The sequence below is a fragment of the Anaerovibrio lipolyticus DSM 3074 genome (genome assembly GCF_900141865.1).
GTDB classification, from domain to species: domain Bacteria; phylum Bacillota; class Negativicutes; order Selenomonadales; family Selenomonadaceae; genus Anaerovibrio; species Anaerovibrio lipolyticus.
The window spans coordinates 31,267-51,072 of the sequence record NZ_FQYW01000014.1; the positions used below are offsets into that span (position 1 = coordinate 31,267).

Annotated in this window: 17 protein-coding genes; all 17 read right to left on the reverse strand. The window is 45.9% G+C overall.

What is annotated here, in order from left to right:
* Window positions 1-3: 3 nt before the first annotated feature.
* Window positions 4-1,803 carry an aspartate--tRNA ligase gene (gene aspS, locus B6K08_RS08690; RefSeq protein ID WP_039208101.1) on the reverse strand — a complete coding sequence of 600 codons (1,800 nt, stop codon included), beginning with the start codon at window positions 1,801-1,803 and terminating at the stop codon, window positions 4-6.
* 38 nt (window positions 1,804-1,841) lie between these two features.
* The gene (hisS, locus tag B6K08_RS08695; protein WP_039208098.1) at window positions 1,842-3,092 is read right to left on the reverse strand and encodes a histidine--tRNA ligase; all 1,251 of its coding nucleotides are present in this window, start codon (window positions 3,090-3,092) and stop codon (window positions 1,842-1,844) included.
* Window positions 3,093-3,144: 52 nt separating this feature from the next.
* A complete protein-coding gene (gene hemZ, locus B6K08_RS08700; protein WP_080325934.1) occupies window positions 3,145-4,638 on the reverse strand; it encodes a coproporphyrinogen dehydrogenase HemZ in 1,494 nt (497 codons plus the stop codon).
* Window positions 4,628-5,092, reverse strand: a complete 465-nt coding sequence (locus B6K08_RS08705; RefSeq protein ID WP_027396178.1) for a Fur family transcriptional regulator — start codon at window positions 5,090-5,092, stop codon at window positions 4,628-4,630. The genes hemZ and B6K08_RS08705 overlap by 11 nt, the downstream gene beginning before the upstream one ends.
* 323 nt (window positions 5,093-5,415) lie before the next feature.
* Window positions 5,416-6,039 carry an MBL fold metallo-hydrolase gene (locus B6K08_RS08710; protein ID WP_080325935.1) on the reverse strand — a complete coding sequence of 208 codons (624 nt, stop codon included), beginning with the start codon at window positions 6,037-6,039 and terminating at the stop codon, window positions 5,416-5,418.
* A 17-nt stretch (window positions 6,040-6,056) separates the two neighbouring features.
* Window positions 6,057-8,357: a RelA/SpoT family protein gene (locus B6K08_RS08715; RefSeq protein WP_234985326.1), complete on the reverse strand. Its 2,301-nt coding sequence runs from the start codon at window positions 8,355-8,357 to the stop codon at window positions 6,057-6,059.
* A 159-nt stretch (window positions 8,358-8,516) separates the two neighbouring features.
* Entirely contained in the window at window positions 8,517-10,496 is a 1,980-nt protein-coding gene (gene recJ / locus B6K08_RS08720; RefSeq protein WP_080325937.1) for a single-stranded-DNA-specific exonuclease RecJ, read from the reverse strand.
* Window positions 10,497-10,660: 164 nt separating this feature from the next.
* Window positions 10,661-11,158, reverse strand: a complete 498-nt coding sequence (locus B6K08_RS08725) for a cob(I)yrinic acid a,c-diamide adenosyltransferase (RefSeq protein ID WP_080325938.1) — start codon at window positions 11,156-11,158, stop codon at window positions 10,661-10,663.
* Between the two features lie 48 nt (window positions 11,159-11,206).
* Window positions 11,207-11,623: a nucleoside-diphosphate kinase gene (gene ndk / locus B6K08_RS08730; protein WP_027396191.1), complete on the reverse strand. Its 417-nt coding sequence runs from the start codon at window positions 11,621-11,623 to the stop codon at window positions 11,207-11,209.
* Window positions 11,624-11,668: 45 nt separating this feature from the next.
* Window positions 11,669-12,193 carry a gamma carbonic anhydrase family protein gene (locus tag B6K08_RS08735; RefSeq protein WP_027396192.1) on the reverse strand — a complete coding sequence of 175 codons (525 nt, stop codon included), beginning with the start codon at window positions 12,191-12,193 and terminating at the stop codon, window positions 11,669-11,671.
* 59 nt (window positions 12,194-12,252) lie between these two features.
* Complete coding sequence (locus B6K08_RS08740) at window positions 12,253-13,485, reverse strand: tRNA nucleotidyltransferase/poly(A) polymerase-related protein (RefSeq protein WP_080325939.1); 1,233 nt, start codon at window positions 13,483-13,485, stop codon at window positions 12,253-12,255.
* Between the two features lie 122 nt (window positions 13,486-13,607).
* On the reverse strand, window positions 13,608-14,525 hold the full coding sequence (gene thrB, locus B6K08_RS08745; protein ID WP_080325940.1) for a homoserine kinase: 918 nt from the start codon (window positions 14,523-14,525) through the stop codon (window positions 13,608-13,610).
* A 24-nt stretch (window positions 14,526-14,549) separates the two neighbouring features.
* Window positions 14,550-15,839, reverse strand: a complete 1,290-nt coding sequence (locus tag B6K08_RS08750; RefSeq protein ID WP_080325941.1) for a homoserine dehydrogenase — start codon at window positions 15,837-15,839, stop codon at window positions 14,550-14,552.
* 18 nt (window positions 15,840-15,857) lie between these two features.
* Entirely contained in the window at window positions 15,858-16,313 is a 456-nt protein-coding gene (locus B6K08_RS08755) for an ACT domain-containing protein (protein ID WP_027396196.1), read from the reverse strand.
* A gap of 156 nt (window positions 16,314-16,469) precedes the next feature.
* The gene (gene plsY, locus B6K08_RS08760; protein WP_039205703.1) at window positions 16,470-17,075 is read right to left on the reverse strand and encodes a glycerol-3-phosphate 1-O-acyltransferase PlsY; all 606 of its coding nucleotides are present in this window, start codon (window positions 17,073-17,075) and stop codon (window positions 16,470-16,472) included.
* Window positions 17,075-18,406, reverse strand: a complete 1,332-nt coding sequence (der, locus tag B6K08_RS08765; protein ID WP_027396198.1) for a ribosome biogenesis GTPase Der — start codon at window positions 18,404-18,406, stop codon at window positions 17,075-17,077. Before der ends, plsY begins: the two co-directional genes overlap by 1 nt.
* A complete protein-coding gene (locus B6K08_RS08770; RefSeq protein ID WP_080325942.1) occupies window positions 18,399-19,802 on the reverse strand; it encodes a DUF512 domain-containing protein in 1,404 nt (467 codons plus the stop codon). The genes der and B6K08_RS08770 overlap by 8 nt, the downstream gene beginning before the upstream one ends.
* Window positions 19,803-19,806: the final 4 nt, after the last annotated feature.

The following is a 19,806-nucleotide window of genomic DNA, read 5'->3' on the forward strand; positions in this document are numbered from 1 at the left end:
ATATTAGTCTTCCTTAATCTTTTTCTTTACATGGGTGCGGATGGAAAGCTCTCTCAGCTGTTTTTCATCAACCTCAGAAGGTGCCTGGGACATAACATCAGATGCGCTCTGGGTCTTAGGGAAGGCAATAACGTCACGGATGGACTTTCTCTTAGCCATGAGCATAACCAGACGATCAAGACCAAATGCCAGACCGCCATGAGGTGGAGCACCATACTTGAAGGCATCCAGCATAAAGCCAAATTTCTCATGAGCAGCCTCCGGAGTAAGGCCGATTGCCTCAAATACCTTCTCCTGCAGGTCGCCCTGATAAATACGCAGGGAACCGCCACCGATTTCCACGCCGTTAAGAACCATATCATAAGCAATTGCCTTAACCTTGCCTGGATCAGTGGTAAGATACTGAACATCTTCATCACGAGGTGCAGTGAATGGATGATGCATTGCCTTCCAACGCTTATCCTCTTCGCTGTATTCAAACATAGGGAAATCAACTACCCACAGGAAGCTCAGCTTATCTGGGTCAATGAGGCCACGACGACGGGCCATCTCAAGACGAAGCTCGCCAAGAGCCTGAGCAACTACCAATGGCTTATCAGCAATAACTAACAGCAAATCGCCAGTCTTGGCGCCAGTAGCCTTCTTAATTTCCTCAAAGGTTTCATCAGAGTAGAACTTCTTGAATGGAGACTTAACGCCCTCTTCAGTGTACTGAATCCAAGCCAATCCCTTTGCACCATAGCCCTGAACATACTGTACAAGGCCATCCAGCTCACGACGAGGAATATTGGCATAATCCTCTACATTAATAACCTTAACCTGTCCACCGTTCTCCAGAACAGAAGCAAATACCTTAAAGTCAGAGCCCTTAACGTACTCGGAAATATCCATCAACTCCATGCCAAAACGAAGATCTGGCTTATCAGAGCCATAACGCTCCATTGCCTCATCCCAAGTCATGCGCAGGAAAGGAGTAGGAATCTTTGTATCAAGTGCCTTCTCGAAGATTTCACCCATCATACCTTCCATCATAGTAAGGATGGTCTCCTGATCGATAAAGGACATCTCAATATCCAGCTGAGTGAACTCTGGCTGACGGTCAGCACGAAGGTCCTCATCACGGAAGCAGCGAACAATCTGGAAATACTTCTCAAAGCCGGAAAGCATGAGAATCTGCTTGTAAATCTGTGGAGACTGTGGCAGAGCGTAGAACTCACCTGGGTTCAAACGGCTTGGTACCAGGAAGTCGCGGGCACCCTCTGGAGTGGACTTACAAAGCATTGGAGTCTCAATTTCCAGGAAGCCATTGCGGTCAAAGTAATCACGCATAATCTTGGTTACGCGATGACGGAGCATAAGGCACTTCTGCATCTCCGGACGACGAAGGTCGAGATAACGATACTTCAGACGAAGCATCTCATCTACATCAATACCATCCTGAATGTAGAATGGAGGGGTCTTGGCCTTGTTGAGGATACGAAGCTCCTTAACTACAACCTCGATTTCACCAGTTGCCATGTTAGGGTTAACGGTTTCCTCGCTGCGGGCACGAACATCACCCTTTACAGCCAAAACGAACTCGCTACGGATGGTCTCAGCCTTGTGGAAAGCCTCCTCACCAATAGCAGCCTCATCAAATACGATCTGCACCAGACCAGAGCGATCACGGAAGTCAATAAAAATCAGACCACCATGGTCACGGCGACGGGAAGCCCAACCACAGAGAACGACCTCACTGCCAACGTTATCCTTACGCAGCTCACCGCAATGATGAGAACGCTTCAAACCTTCTAAAGTATCCATTTAATTCTTCACCTCATACAAATATTTTTTGGGTATATTTATTTTAATTTACTAATAAGCTTATTTACAGGAACCTTTTCCTGCTCGCTACCAGCCATATCACGGAGCATTACCACGCCCTCGGAAAGCTCATCGTCACCCATGATAGCAGCGAATTTTGCTCCCAGCTTGTTGGCCTGCTTCATCTGGGCCTTCATGCTGCGGCCAGCATAGTCAACTGCTGCGCTGAAGCCCGCATCACGAAGATCCATAACCAGCTTAAAGGCCTCCTCCTGTGCTGCTTCACCCAAGGCTACCACATACACATCTACGCTGCGGTTCTTATCTGGCAACAGGCCCTGCTTTTCAAGGGCCAGAAGAACTCTTTCCAGACCAGTGGCGAATCCCACGGCAGGAGTAGGGTTACCTCCCATTTCCTCAATAAGGCCATCATAACGGCCACCGCCTGCCACAGCACTCTGTGCCCCCAAAGGTGGGTACTTAACCTCAAAGGCAGTCTTGGTGTAATAATCAAGGCCACGAACCAAGCGTGGATCAAGCTCAAACTTAACCCCCGCCTTAGTGAGATGCTTTTGCAGCTTTTGGAAGTGATCGGAGCACTCATCACAGAGACAGTCTGTAATCTTTGGTGCATCCTTCATATAAGGCTTTTCCGCATCCTTTTTGCAATCCAGAATACGCATTGGTGCCCTGTCAAAACGGCTACGACAATCCTCACAAAGGTCATCCAGCTTGTCACGGAAGAAGTCCTGCAGCATAGTGCGGTACTTGGCACGACAGTTTGGACAGCCTACAGAATTAATATAAAGCTCCAAATCATTAAGGCCAAGACCCTGCAATAGCTTCATAGCCAAAAGGATAATCTCAGCATCCACAGCTGGATTGGATTCCCCAATGGCCTCCACACCAAACTGGTGGAATTCACGCATACGGCCGGCCTGGGGGCGGTCATAACGGAACATGGAGCCAATATAAAACAGCTTGGTCAGGGCATTTTCAGCGTAGAGCTTGTTCTGCAGATAAGCACGAACAGCAGATGCCGTATTTTCCGGTCTGAGGGTAATACTTCTATCACCTCTGTCAGTGAAGGTGTACATTTCCTTGTCCACCACATCGGTGCCCTCACCGATACCGCGCTGAAAGAGCTCTGTGTGCTCAAACATTGGGGTCCTTATCTCCTGATAACCAAACCGCCTGCAAAGAGAGCGGATGTTATCCTCCACATAGAGCCAGTCACCTACTGTATCTGGCAGTATATCCTTGGTGCCCCTTGGAGCATTTGTCAACATATTATAAAAACCTCCTCTGCTTTGTAAAAAGCAAGGTATTGCAATCTATTTATTATGGGGTATCGCCGTAAGCCTCAGCTATCAGCTTTGCCCTTTTATCAATGTAAATATCAATATCCCTAAGATATGTAATCAAATCCTTGGCGTTAAATGAAGATTTCAGCCGCTTTTCACGGAAATTTACCACCTTGCTGGTGGCCGCCCCGCCAATACCAAGTATTGTCTGATGTTCCTCCATTATCTGGATATTGTAAATGCTTTCTGCTCCCTTTCGGCAGCAGCCCACATTTTCCAGCTGACCGCTCATATACCCCTGACGATAGAGATAATAAGGCTTCATGCCGGCTTTATCAATATAGCTCATGGCAGTATGGAACATCTCCCGACAGGTCTTGTCATCCGGCAGCTCATATTCCTCAAGGTTCATTTTTAAAACTGAACCTCGTTTCAGTGCCAGAGAATGAAGGGTGATGTCATCTGGGCCAAGGGCCACTATTTTCTTCATTGTATCCTCAATATCAGCCACTCCTTCACCTGGAAGGCCAATAATAAGGTCCATATTTATTTCCGGAATACCAGCTGACCTTAAGTCATTAAACATGGTCACAATGGCCTCCGGAGTATGATTGCGCCCTATACGCTTTAGTGTACGGGGCTGCATTGTTTGCGGATTTACACTGACTCTGGTGACATTCATATCCACCATGGTCTGAATCTTATCCGGGGACATACTGTCCGGACGGCCGGCTTCTACAGTGAACTCAATAGTATGCTCACAGTAAAAAGCCTCCCTCACTGCGCTAAGCATTTCCCGGAAATATTTATCCGGCAGGCTGGTGGGAGTACCTCCGCCTACATAAATGGACTGAACCTTAAAGCCATAGTCAGCCACGGTCTGCTTTACTGCCGCCAAATCCTTATGGAAAACCTCCATAAACTCATTTAGGCCATCCTCCTTTGGAAGAATATTGGCTGGGAAGGAGCAATAGAGGCAACGACTCAGACAGAAAGGGATACCAACATAAATACTGATAGTCTTTTCATCAGATTTTGCCAAAAATGGCAGCTGACGAATAGCCATATCCACAATGGTGGTTGCCTTTTCCTCACTGGCCTCATAGTCGTGAAGCAAGCGCTCCACCACCTCATCCCTGGACAGGCCCCCCTCCAAAAGGCGATGAACTATCTTGGTGGGACGAACCCCGTGAAGAATTCCCCAAGGGGCAGCCTCAAAGCAAAATTCCTTCCTAAAGAGCTGATAGAGATTCAGCTTTATCAGGCGATGCTTTCCGGCAGCAAACCTTTCATCACTACGGCCTGCAGTGGTCTGGGTCAAATGAACCCGCTCACCCGCCGTACCCTTCATGGTAATAACGGTTTCCACAATGGGCACATCACCTGGCTTAAGGTTATTTTCTATATTCAGTGTCTCCCAGGAGTAGTCTTCCTCACAGCCCGTCTCAATCTTAAAAAGATTCAGGACTTCACGGACTACCTTGACCACCACCTGGTCCTCACTATTTAAGGTAAACTCTTTAATTTTCAAGCTTCTTGGCACACTCCTGACAGTATCCATAGAATAGTACCTGATGATCGATAATGTTGAAGTTGCAGGTTTCAGCAATCTTCTGCTCCAACCCCTCCAGCATATCCTCAGAGAATTCTATAACCTTATCGCATTTTTTGCAAATAAGATGATGGTGCTGATGACCATTTTCCTCGATTTTCTTCAGCTCATAGCGGGCACGCTTCTCACCGAATTCCATCTTCTGGAGAATGTTCATTTCAGGGCTGCACATTAATTCGAGAGTACGGTATACAGTGGCAAGACCAATGTCATATCCTTTATCCCGGAGAGTACGGTGTACTTCCTCAGCACTAAGGTGTTCTCCTGTACTATTTAAGAAAACCTCCAGTACGTCCTGTCTCTGATGAGTCAGCTTGTACCGGCTGTTCTGGAGTCTTTTTTTCAGTTCTTCAATGCTAAATCCATCGCGCATTTCTATATCCCCCGCATGCCAAAATTTTGTAATTAACATTACTCTCCTAATTTACACTCCAATTATTGTATTATAACGCAAAGAATCATGTTTTTCCATATCTATTTTTATATATAACATGATTCTTTGCGTTTCGACGAGCCCAAAAGCCTACTCGTCATAACGTAATTGTTCAAGAATTTCCATAACTATATAGAAATTCTTCCTATTAGACGTTTCAACGCACTTCCAGTTCGTTGCATTTCGACGAACCCAAAACGCTACTCGTCATAACGTGATTTTTATATAACAGAAAGGAGGGTCGTTATAACCCTCCTCACTTGTCAGAAAAACGGATTTGTTTCCCGCTCAATTCCCATGGTTGATGCCGGGCCGTGGCCGGGGAAGACCTTGGTGGCATCGGATACCTTGGCAAGTCTGTTGCGGATGGAATCCAGAATATCCTCGGTACTGCTGCCAGGGAAATCCGTGCGGCCGACAGAGCCGGCAAAGAGGGTATCCCCACTAAATAAGACACCGCCCCCATAGAAGCACACACCGCCCGGGGTATGTCCCGGGGTATGGATAACCTTAAGGCTACAGCCACCAAAGGAAATATTGTCACCATCCTTCAGCAGCACATCCGCCTTTTCCATTTCTCCAGGTGCACCTACAAATGCCGACAAATTCTTCTTGGCATCTGTCAGCATTTCCCCATCCTCCTCATGGATTGCCACAGGCACATTTAAAGCTTTCTTTACCTTATCCAGGCCCCCGATATGATCAAAGTGACCATGAGTCAGGGCAATCAGCTTCACCTCTACCCCCATTTCCTTAATGGCGGTCAATATCTTCTCCGGGTTTCCACCGGGATCAATTACCATTCCCTCATTTGAATCATTGTCTTTAAGGATATAGCAATTGGCGGCCACCGGGCCCACCTCAAAGCTCTTTACAGAAAAATCCATAGGCAGCGAACCTCCCATCAGTCATTGCGCTTATCCGGATTGCTGGTCATGGCACGACTTACGCTGTAAATATCCTTCAGGCGGCGGATTTTCGCCATAATCTGCTCCACCTGAGAAGTGGCATGAACCTCAATACCCAGAATAATCACGGAAGTCTTGTTGTTTCGGTTAGTCTTGGCATTTACAGAGGAAACATTAATTTTCATTTCTGTAGGAACTGCCAAAATGCTTGCCAAAATACCAGGATTGTCATTGCAATGTATCTCGATTTCTACTGTGTAATCACGGTCAAGACCCACATCCCAGTTTACGGCAATAACTCTGGTGGCCGCATCGCTGGTAACTGCCACATTCGGACAATCCGCGCGATGAACAGATACACCACGCCCTTTGGTAATAAAACCAGTGATAGGGTCCCCTGGAATCGGGTTACAGCACTTGGCAAGACGCACCAGCATACCGCCCTCGCCCTCAACCAAAATACCATGGCTGGCCTTTGATTTTCTGGCAGAGCCCTGCCCCTGGGGACGCTTCAGCTTCTCCAGCATTTCAGAAACATCCTGTGGAGTGTTCTCCTTTACCAGCTTTTTATGCAGCTCGATAAGCTTGGCAATAACACCGCTTACAGTAACGCCACCATAGCCAATGGCTGCCAGCAGGTCCTCGGAATTGTTTATATTAAATCTGAGACATACCTCATTAAGCCACTCATCCCGCAGAAGGTCCTTAGGATCATAGCCCAGCTTCTTGCCTTCCTTCTCCAGAAGCTCCTGCCCCTTGGCCACATTCTCCTCGCGGCGCACCTTCTTGAACCAGCCGCGAATCTTGCTTCTGGTATCTGATGCCGCCACAATATTAAGCCAGTCACGGCTTGGCCCCTGATTGGCCTTGTTGGTAATAATAGAAACGATATCACCGTTTTTCAGCTTGTACTCCAAGGGCACAATCTTGCCGTTTACCTTGGCGCCAACACAGTGGTGACCGATTTCCGTATGGATTCTGTAGGCAAAATCAATTGGCACAGACCCCTTTGGCAGATCAATAACATCCCCCCGGGGAGTAAATACAAACACCTCATCAGAGAAAATATCCATCTTAAGGGCCTGAATGTATTCACTTGGGTCGTTAAGCTCCTGCTGGAGATTTACCATCTGGCGCAGCCAGGACAGCTTCTTGTCATAATCATTGGCCGCAGTGGCTCCCTTGCCATTTTCCTTGTACTTCCAATGTGCTGCAACACCGTACTCGGAAATTTTGTGCATAGCAAAGGTACGAATCTGAATCTCCAACGGAAAGCCACGGGTCATAACAGTAGTATGCAATGACTGATAGCCATTGGATTTCGGCATAGCAATATAATCCTTGAAGCGCCCCGGAATTGGCTTCCACATGGCGTGGATAACACCAAGAACCGCATAGCAGTCCTTAACACTCTGTACCAACACCCGTATAGCTGACAAGTCATAAATTTCACTTATATCCTTATTATCCCGCTTCATCTTGCGGTAAATGCTATAAAAATGCTTGGCTCGACCGCTGATTTCCGCCTTTATGCCGCTTCTTATGAGCTTGGTATGAATCTGTAAAATAGAATCCTCAATAAAGCGCTGACGCTCCTGGCGCTTTTGCTTAACCTTTTCCACAAGATCATAATAATGCTCAGGCTCCAGATAACGAAGGCACAGATCCTCCAGCTCCCATTTAATGTTGGAAATACCCAGACGGTTGGCCAAAGGTGCATAAACCTCAATGGTTTCCCGGGCAATACGCTGCTGTTTTTCCTCCTTCACGAATTTCAGGGTACGCATATTATGAAGTCGGTCCGCCAGCTTTATGATAATCACGCGAATATCCTTGGCCATGGCCAGAAACAGCTTGCGGTAGTTCTCTGACTGCTGCTCCACCTTGGACTGGAATCTAATCTTGCCCAATTTGGTAACGCCATCAATCAGCATGGCCACCTCAGCCCCAAACATTTCCTCCATCTGCTTAATGTCGTAGATGGTATCCTCCACCACATCATGCAGCAGAGCTGCTGTAATGGTTACGGCATCAATCTGAAGCTCTGTGAGTATTTTGGCCACACATAGAGGATGTATAATATATTCTTCACCAGAAGCCCGTTTCTGCCCCTCATGGGCCGAATGAGCCAGGTCATAAGCCCTGCGGACGAGATCCACATCCGCATTGGGCTGATATTTCAACAACGCATTAATAATATCATCAATTGTAACATCCGCCGTTGCACCGGCTGGAACTGGGGTATAAATATCCACATTTACAGAAGTTGAATTGGCATCCATTGTCATCACCGCCATTCAATACACAATTTTTAGTCAAACTTTTATTAATTATAGCATATTTTCATAATTCTCTATACATAAAAATAGCTATAATCCTCTATTTTCCTCTTTTTTCGTAAAGGAAAGGGAATAGCTCTTAGCTATCCCCCTGCTTAAATCATATAATTATCTAAACTATTCATTAAGGTGGCAAAAGGTCTCAGAATCCTGTAAATTCATTTTGCCAGTACCTTCTACCAAATGACACACACCAGCATCATCCACCCTCATCAGCCCCAGTTCCTGAAATATTTTTAATCCATATTCAGCAGCCTTGGCCTCTGACTGTCTGCCATCCATACGCATTCTCATAGCCAGCCAGGCAGGATCCTTTAACACGGGCTTTTCTTCATCATGACACTGTTTAAGAAACAGATACAGCTCCTTTAAAAACTCCCTGTCCACACTGATAGGCTTTTCATCATCCAAAGGAGTGTCCAAACTTCTTATTATACACTGAAGGTTTCGGTTACCTTCCCATTCGTTTATCCCCAGCTCATAAACAAGATCCTGTGGCTGAGAATTCATTTTATCCAAATCCTCATTCATATTGAAGGCAACAGCCTTTACGTAGCGATTACCATCTGTGATGCTAAAACGCATGTGGCGATTTTCTATCCCCATATAAGAGGCATACGCAGTCCTGACACCCCTACAGCCAAATAGCGGGCTGTCGTTTTTCATGCCGCAGGGCTCCAGTAATGCCAGTTCATCCACCATTTCCATGGTAACATCCAACGGGGAAATCTCCTGATCCAATTCATAAAAGGGAACATATTGCTCTGCTGTCATCTGGCGATTGGCCTCAATCTCCATAAGCCGTCTGAACTCAGGAATGTTTTCTTCTTTAATGGTGAGACCTGCCGCCCCTTCATGGCCACCGAACTGTACCAGCACATCCTTGCAGTTTTCCAGGGCCTCATAGAGATTAAAGCCCTCTATACTGCGGGCAGACCCCTTTCCTATGCCATCCTTCAGGCTGATAACAATAGTAGGCTTATAATACTTGGAATCCAGTCCCGCTGCTGTTAGTCCAATAACACCATGGTGCCAGTTCTCTCCAGCTACTACCAGCACACGTGTATTGTCCACGTCCACACCCTTAAGCTGTTCCTCGGCCTCCAGCTGCATTTCATCCTTCAGCTTTTTACGCTCTTCATTTATACCATTAAGCTCCAAAGCTATCGCATCTGCTTTGATACTGTCCACAGCCGTCAAAAGGTCAACGCCCAAGGTTGCACTGCTAAGTCTCCCTGCCGCATTAATGCGTGGTGCCAGCATAAAACCCACCACCATACTGGTGACTGGCTTGCCAAGACAGCCAGCTGCCTCCAGCAACGCTTTTACACCCACCATATTGGAGTTTTCTATAGCCTTTAATCCCAAGCTCACAATACGTCTGTTTTCGTTGGTAAGGGGCACCGCATCGGCCACCGTCCCCAGGGCCACCAGCTCCAGGCCACGGTCGTTTAGAGGCTCTCCCTTTATTCTTTGCCAAAGGGCCTGACACAGCTTAAAGGCAATGCCAACACCTGCCAGCTCCGGGCATGGATACTTGGAATCCTTTCTGTGGGCATCCACCACTGCCACTGCATGGGGAAGCTCATCTCCCGGAAGATGGTGATCAGTAACGATTACGTCCATCCGCCCGGCCACAGACTTTATTTCCTCCACGGATTTAACACCGCAATCCACGGTAATGAGGAGCTCTATTCCCCTATCCACCAATTTCTCCATGGCTTCAGCATGAAGGCCATAGCCCTCTGTGAGCCTGTCAGGAATATAGTAGTCAACCTTCACTCCCAGCTCCTTGAAGATAATCATCAACAGGGAGGTGGCTGTAATTCCATCACAATCATAATCGCCATATATGGCAATACTTTCTTTTTTTTCAATAGCATCAGCTATACGTTTTATTGCCTTATCCATATCCGGAAGCAAATAGGGATCACAATATTCAAACCGTTCAGGATGAAGGAATATTTCTCCTTTTTCCTTAGTATCAATTCCCCGATTTATCAAAGCCCCTGCCAGCAGCTGGGATATACCCAGCTCCGCCGCCAGCTCTGCGGTTCTTTCCCCGGAATAGGGTTTAATTCTCCATTTTTTTAGCATCAAAACCAACTCCTATAACTATTACCCTAAAAACTTCGAGAAAACTTTTCAAAATCCTCTTTTGTGCACAAAACACACGGGAGTCAGTTTTCAATACATAATTCACACAAAATCATCAGCCTTTACACGAAAAAAGGAGCCCCATAACTTGGAGCTCCAATTTTTCATCGATTTTCCTCTAGTCTCATAAGTACGAAGCACAGGTCTGAAACCCTGTTAATATATAATCTGTCACTGTCGTGGACTATCTCCTGCTCCGCCAGGTCCAAAATAGCCCTTTCAGCTCTCCTTATAAAGGTTCTGGCCAAATCTAAGCAGGATCCTCCCTGGGATTCTCCCGCAATCAAGAACTGATGCAGAGGTGGCAGCTTTGCCTCAATACCGTCAATTATTGACTCCAGTTCATTCACATGTTCATTGGTAATCAGTGGCTCCTGATCCAGGGAGGCCAAATCTGCCATGAGCAAGCCGTTGTTTTTCTGAAGCTTCAGGATAATTTCCTTTACCTCATCATTTTTACAAAAGGCTCTTGCCATACCAAGGGCTGAACTTACCTCATCAATAGTACCGTAGGCTTTCACCCGCAGGGAATTCTTCGCAACCCGCTGACCTGTATAAAGGCCCGTTGTTCCCTTATCGCCGGTTTTGGTATAAACACTCATAACTTCATAGCCTCCTCTTTCACATCTCTTATGCCTGTCCCATACTTATCAGTCAAAAATCTCAGTAGCACTAAAGTATAAGGAAATCTCTCTTGCTGCACTCTCCGGTGAGTCGGAAGCATGGACTGCATTGCGGCTGCCACTGGAAGCATAGAGCTTGCGGATAGTTCCCTCATCAGCATCTGCCGGATTAGTTTTACCATTAATCTTGCGTACATTGGCAATAGCATCCTCACCAGCCAATACCATGGCAATAATTGGACCGGAGGTCATAAAGCCTACCAGATCATCATAATAAGGACGACCAATATGCTCCACATAGTGCTGTGACGCCAGCTTTTCATCCATCTGAAGCATCTTGACAGCCAAAACCTCCAGGCCCTTTTCCTCGTAAATCTTGAAAATATCACCAATGTGATGTGCCTTCATGGCATCTGGCTTAATGAGTACCAATGTCTTTTCCATCTTGAAACAATTCTCCTTTTAAATACCTCAATTTTTGATTTGCTTTTACAAATCCTTTAAATCCTTACTATACACCTTGGCAAGATCACTGTGGGCATCAGCAGATTCCTGAAGGGCATTAATTTCCTCTTCTGTGAGAGGGCGTATCAGCTTAGCAGGATTGCCATATACCATAGAATTTGGTGGGATTTTCTTATTCTGTGGAATAAATGAGTTTGCACCAATAATGCAGTTTTCGCCAATCTCAGTGTACCCCATAATCACTGTTCCCATACCAATAAGACAATTATCATTTATCTTGCTGCAATGTACCACCACATTATGGCCAATGGTAACGTTGTTGCCGATAATTGTCGGAGTATCCCACATGGTATGAATGGTGCAGTTGTCCTGAATGTTAGAGTTGTTGCCAATAACCACCTTGTTAATATCCCCACGGACAACGGAACTGAACCAGACACTGCTGTTATCGCCGATTTTAACATCACCGGCCACCGCAGCATTGGGTGCGACGTAAACATTCTTACCTAGCTCAGGCTTTTTTTCAGCCAACGCAAAAACATTTCCCATAAAAATACCTCCCTCAAGATGTATCCTCAATTAATTATAACAAAGTTGTCATACAAATTCTAGTCTTTCAGCCATTGTGCACAAGCCCTGACCCGCTTTTGCCATAGCCAATCCCCCAGTGCCTTTCCCCAAACTCCCTCAGGAGCCATATTTCCATCAATGGATAAAAGCACATCTCTAAGCTCTGTATAACGCTCCAGATATTTCGGAAGCTGCCCATGGTCAGCCCTTATAATATGGCAAAAATCTTCAGGGGGAAGATAACTGGACATTTTGTGCAAATGAAAAATCAGTTCTGTTATTTTCCCCGGCTTTTGCATCAACGGGGCCCGCATGTGCTCCTCAATAACCAGACTACCTGCCCGTATCCACTGATTTGGAAACTTGGCCCGTTTATTCCAGCTCTTAAGGACATCCAGCCCCTTTTTCTCATGGTCATAATGATGGGGCAGCATTTCTTTTGGAGTAACACCCTTTCCAATATCGTGGACAAGGCCTGCAAAAACAGCTACCACATTATCAGTGGAGGCTGCCACCTTATCTGCCACCAGCATGGTATGATTGTAGGCATCTCCCTCCGGGTGAAAATCCACAGGCTGAGTCTTGCCAATGAGAGCATAAATCTCAGGAAACAGTGTCTCCAAAAGCTCTGACTTGCCAAGGACTTGAAAGAACACTGATGGCTTGCTGGTTTCCAATGCCTTCTTCAACTCCCCAAAAATTCTTTCCGAAGGCTCCCCCCTTAATTCCTCCCGGCAGCCCTTCATGGCATCTATAAGCTCTTCTGAAACCTCAAAGCCCAGCTGAGTTGCCTGCCGTGCAACTCTTAAAGCCCGCACCGGATCCTCGGAAAAATGCTTTGATATGGGGCGCAGTATCTTATCCCCAATATCCCGCCTGCCACCGTATAAATCAATGATCTTTCCAGTAAGCACCTCCATGGCTATACTGTTCACTGTGGTATCACGCCTGTAAAGGTCCTCCTCGATGGTAATATCCTCATGGGCCACTATTTCAAAGCCTGTATATCCTGTGCCAACCTTTCGTTCCTTTCTGGCAAAGGCCACCTCACAGCTTATCCCGTCTATTTTTACAAGAAAAACTGGAAACGCATTGCCTATGAGCTTGGCAGCAGGAAAGCATATTGCAAAATTCTCCTTGGATAAGCCCACCACCACATAATCCTTGTCATGGGGATCCTTGCCCATGAGCTTGTCACGGACCCAGCCCCCCACGATATAAAGAGTTCCTCCGGCTTCTCTTATCTGTATGGCAAATTCATTTTCTGTCATTTATTCACCGCCCTAGCCCTATTATCTTTTAAAATTCGTTGTTTCAGTTTAAATTCCTGCATAACTGCACCAAAAAACTGCCGTAACCACGTCACAGCAGTTTCCATATTGAAGTTCATTTTCTATTCAATAAGGCGGGCCCCTTCTTTATCAATGTTCAAAATCATGTAAGCGGACTCCACATTATTCTCCTTAAAGGCTCTCTGCATAGCTTCAGCTACACTTCTCTCATTACCGGAGGCAAGAGCCATAAGGCATGGACCAGCCCCGCTGAGGAACGCACCCAAAGCGCCTTCCTTCCTGGCGGCCTTAAACACATCATACATTCCCGGAATAAGCTCAGCCCGATAAGGCTGATGGAGCGCATCATCAAAGGCATTTCTCAGAAAATGTCTGCTCCCCTTTATAAAAGCCGCTATCATCATGGCCGTACTACCAATATTAACTATTGCATCAGCCCGGTCCACCTTCTCCGGCAACACTTCTCTGGCCGCCTTGGTTGGCAAAAAGAAATCCGGAACCACAACCACCATCTTAAAACGAATCTTTGGAATAAATCTAAAGGTTTCCGGCCAGCCATTTCTCACGGTGCTTATGGTCATACCGCCAAAGATAGCCGGTGCCACATTATCGGGGTGTCCCTCAATATCCGTGGCTATTTTTAAAAGGTCGCGATTTTTTAAAGGATTCCCCAATGCCTCATTGGCCGCCTTAATGCCTCCTACAATAGCAGTTGCACTGCTTCCCAGGCCTCTGGAAAGGGGCACATGGTTATCCATCACAATTCTGGCACCCTTAAATTCATCGGCACAGCCCACTCTACGAAGTACCTTCTGAATTGAACGCCATACAATGTTGCGGGAGGTTCTGGGAATATTTTCCGCACCCTCACCGTGAATTTCAATTTCCAGACCTTCCTCCCTAAAAAGGGTAAGCTCCAGATCGTTGTAGCAGGAGCATGCTATCCCCAAAGTATCAAAGCCCGGCCCCAAATTTGCCGAAGTTCCCGGAACTCTTACTTTAACTGTCTTTGCATCCATAACATTGCCCCCTAATTAATTCCATCAGTCTCCCTCAACACGAATAATATTGCAGATTTTATCCACAACTGAGAGACTACGTAAAAGCTCTGCAGCTTTTTCCAGCTTTTTATGCTTTACCACATGGGTAACAGCCACAATCTCCGCATGATTATTTACCATACGGGTCTGAATAACAGATTTTAGGCTTACCTTGCTGTCGCCAAAGGCTGTAGCAATTGCCGCCAGAACCCCCGGCTCATCATCCACATGGAGACGAACGTAATAAGAGGATTCCGTATCCGCCAGAGGGCAGATTTCCCGCTTGTTATAGCAGGTGCAGCTAACCACAGCAGAATTCCCCGTAACCATATTACGGGCCACTGCAATAATATCAGCCAACACAGCAGAAGCTGTTGGCAGGGAACCAGCACCTCGACCATAAAACATGGCATCTCCAATGGCATTGCCCCTAAGGAATATTGCATTGAATACATCATTAACTGATGCCAATGGATGAGTCTGGGGTAAAAATACAGGATGAACCCGTACATTAACTCCCTTGTCGCCATAATCCTTTGCCACAGCCAACAGCTTTATGACATAATCCAGCTGCTTGGCATAGGCAATATCGGCAGCCTCGATTTTGGTAATACCCTCCACATAAACGCTGTCCAGATGAATTCTCGTATTAAAGGCAATGGATCCCAAAATAGCAGCCTTTCTAGCTGCATCCATACCCTCCACATCAGCCGCTGGATTAGCCTCAGCATATCCCTTTGCCTGGGCCTCCTTTAGCACTTCATCATAATCACTGCCATCCTGGGTCATCTTTGTAAGCATATAATTGGTGGTGCCATTTACAATACCCATAATGGAACTGATTTTATTACCGGTAAGACATTGCTTTAACGGGGTAATAATTGGAATACCGCCACCTACGCTGGCCTCAAACATAAAGTCCACTTTATTGGCTTCTGCAGCAGAAAAAAGCTCCTCCCCTGATTGGGCCACAGCATCCTTGTTGGCTGTTACCACATGCTTACCAGCCTTCATGGCCTGAACCATATATTCAATGGCAGGATGAAGCCCCCCCATGAGCTCAACTACGATGCTAATATCAGGGTCATTTAATATTTCATCAACATTATCAGTAACCTTGATGCCGTCGAGATTATCCCGCTTCTTGGTCAAATCCCTTACCAAAACTGCTTTAATGCCGATTTCGCAGCCCACGCGCTGCTCGATATCCCTTACATTTTTCTTTAAGACCTCAACAACTCCGGATCCTACAGTACCGGAGCCCAACAGTCCAATCTGAATTTTTTTCCCCATAAAGCTCTGTTACTCCCCTCACGCCTGAGCCTGTCCAAGAACCTCTAATCTCTTAACGCCATCAACCATACGAAGCTTATCAAGCAGGGCCTCCAGGTCTACAGACAGATTTACAGTTTCAATGGAAACAGTAGCATTAGCCACACCCTGGAGAGGAATTCCCTGGTTAATGGTAAGAACGCTGCCAGAGTCATTGGAAATAGTATTGAGTACACTGGAAAGAACGCCCTTCTTGTGCTCCAAAAGGAAGGTCAGGGTAACAATCTTGTTCTGACTTGCCTCATAGAATGGGAATACATAGTCCTTATACTTGTAATAAGCGCTACGGCTAAGCTCCATCTTTTCAACAGCCTCATTAATAGTGCGGGCATTTCCACGCTTCAGCATTTCCTTAACCCGAATGGTCTTCTTTATTGCTTCTGGCAAAATTTCTTCTCTAACAAGGAAAAATCCGCTTTTCTCTTTTGATGTCATATTTTTTCCTCCGTACACTATAAGTGGATATATTTCTACATACAAGGGATATTATACACTGTATCCTCTGAGATGACAATAGTATTTTCGCCCAAAACGTAAAAATGGGTACTCATAATACATACGAGCACCCATTTTGTCTACATATCAAATACATTATTTAGCGGCTTTAATCTTACTCTCCGTACCATTCAGGAGACGTTCAATATTTGATTTATGACGATAAATAATAAAGATTGCCGCCAGGGTACCAAAGCCGATATAAACCATAGGCATATCGAAAATAAGGGCAAGAACCGGCACCAGAGCCGCGCCCACTATAGAACCTAAGGATACATACCGGGTTACAAAGACAATTGCCAGCCAAACCAAAAATACGATTGCTGCAACCACTGGCATAAGCATAATAAGAACTCCCAAACCAGTGGACACACTTTTTCCGCCCTTAAACTTGAGAAAAAGTGACCAGGAATGGCCTACAACGGCCAAAATTCCACAAATAACACCATACTCAGGATGATCAGGGAAACCGCCGGCGTAATAAATACCCAGACCTGCTCCCAAAAAGCCCTTCAGCATATCCAATACAAAAATGGATATGCCCGCAGGCTTGCCAATAGTTCTCCAAGCATTGGTGGCACCAATATTTTTACTGCCATGTTCCCTAAGGTCAACTCCCCAAACAGCTTTTCCTAAAATAAGACCATTTGGAATAGAACCAATTACATAGCTTAATACACAGGCAATTATCAGCTCCAACATCAGATATCCTCCTCTTCCTTACGACCGCGAACAATCAGCTTCAACGGAGTGCCCTCAAAGCCAAAGCTCTCACGGAGACGATTCTCCAAAAATCTCAGATAAGAGAAGTGCATAAGCTCCGGATCATTTACAAACACGATGAACTTAGGAGGTCTGATATCCGCCTGAGTCATGAAATAAATCTTCAGCTGCTTGCCCCGATGGGATGGTGGTGGATTTACAGAAACCGCATCACGAATAAGCTCATTCAATACACTGGTCTGAATACGCATGGACTGCTGATCCGCCACATACTTTACCAGCTCCACAATACGAGGAATACGCTGATGGGTCAGGGCAGAGGTATACAGAACTGGTGCATACTGCAAAAATCCCAGCTCGTCACGAAGGTCCTCAGTAAATCTCAGGGTGGACTTATCATCCTTATCTGGGAAAATATCCCATTTATTTACGATAATTACCACGCCCTTGCCAGACTCATGGGCATAACCGGCAATTTTCTTATCCTGCTCGGTAATACCCTCAAAGGCATTAATAACCATAAGAACCACATCGGCACGGTCCACAGCACGAAGGGAACGCATTACACTATAACGCTCAACTGCTTCATCAATCTTTCCCTTGCGGCGCATACCGGCAGTATCAATAAGCATAAACTTGTTTCCATCGGACACAAAATGAGTGTCAATGGCATCTCTTGTTGTACCGGCCACATCACTTACAATAACCCGTTCTTCACCAATGAGTGCGTTTACAATGGAGGACTTTCCCACATTTGGACGACCGATAACAGCAATACTGATTTCATCCTCTTCCTTTTCCTCATAATCATTCTTAGGGAAGGACTCCACCACAGCGTCCAAAAGATCACCAAGTCCAAGGGCATTTGAAGCAGAAATACCAATCGGGTCACCGAGGCCTAAATTATAGAATTCGTAAATATTGGCTTCCAGCTGAGGACTGTCAATCTTATTAATAGCCAAAACCACCGGCTTCTTGGCAGAACGTAGCATGTGTCCCACTTCTTCATCAGCAGAGGTTAGGCCTACACGACCATCCACCACAAATACGATAACATCAGCCTCCTCCATGGCAATCTTTGCCTGCTGACGCATGGAGCGAAGTATCTGATCACTTTCATCAAATTCAATGCCGCCTGTATCAATCATAGTAAAGGTATGATTGAGCCATTCAGCGTCCATATATATGCGGTCCCTGGTAACACCTGGCATATCATCAACTATAGATACCCGGCGCTTGCCAATCTGATTAAATAAAGTGGACTTGCCCACATTCGGGCGTCCAACGATAGCTACTATAGGCTTACTCATTGTTGTGGCCTCCTCTCTTGGTATATGCAGCATTACTCTGCCACATATAAGCAGCTGCCTCACCATTTACTCCCTGATAATTTTCAAAATCAGTAAGGGCATTGAAATAGTCCTTGCCATCACCTACTGTCTCCACCCGACCATGGAACCAGCTTTTGAAATCATCCAAAGAAACATCATCCAAAAATATATTATCGCCAGCTCTGAGGGCAGACTCAGGAATCAAAATCCCGTCAAAGTCATCCTTTAAAGCATCCATTGCACTTTTCATATCACGGGCAGTCAACAGCCCGGATACATTTACTGTGGTTCCGAAATGGTTATTGGGAACCGGAACTATGGTAACATCAAGATTTTCCACTGCCAGCTCATCTGCCAGCTTTCTGAACATTGGTGCTACAGCAGTTCCTGTCACAACTGCCAGCCTGAATTTTCTATCATAGCCCTTTGGCTGAAGCTCAACATCATTACGGGCAGAGGAAAACTCCTCCATAAAATTACGGGCCAGACCTATACCATTGTCCAATTGTGGAAACCCATCGTAGACTTCTGCAGGAGGAACCTCTTTTCCTGCCAAAAAATAGAATTCATCACCTAAATAGACAAAGGTCCTGCCAGTGGCCTCTCGCTCCTGTTTCTGGAACCTCTCCACTTGTTCAATGACTTTTAGGGCGCTTTCCCTATCAAATCCCTTTAAAGGGTATTTATCCTGTCGAAACTTTGTAAGTCCCACGGGAACAATAGCCATGGACAAGGCATGTGGCTTTCTTGCCAGAATATCCCGTATGGATCGGTCCAATTCCTCACCGTCATTAAGGTCACGGCAAAGTACAATCTGGGTGTGATATTCCACATCAGCCTTTTCCAGCTTATCCAGCTGGGTCATAAGATTTCCCGCCGTCTTGCAGCGAAGTATCTGACATCTTAGCTCCGGATTGGTACACTGTACCGAAACAAACAATGGTGATAAATGATATTGCTTTATACGCTTAAAATCATTGTCCACCATATTGGTCATTGTAACAAAATTGCCATATAAAAATGACAGACGATAGTCGTCATCCTTTATATTTAAAGTCTCACGCATACCGGGAGCCACCTGGTCCACAAAGCAAAAATAGCAGTTGTTGGCACACTTGCGGATACCATCAAATACTGCAGATTCAAACTCAACCCCCAGCTCCTCATCGTAATCCTTATCAAATTCCAGCATTTCCTGGTCGCCATTCTCATGCTCGACCAGCATATCTATTTCTTCATCAGCGAAGGCAAAGCTAAGGTCTATAATGTCCCGGAGCTTCATACCATTCACTTCGATTATCTTGTCTCCCGGAACCAGCTCCAGCTCCTCAGCCAGACTACCAGGCTCCACGGACAGTATTTTACCGTAGCCCATACAT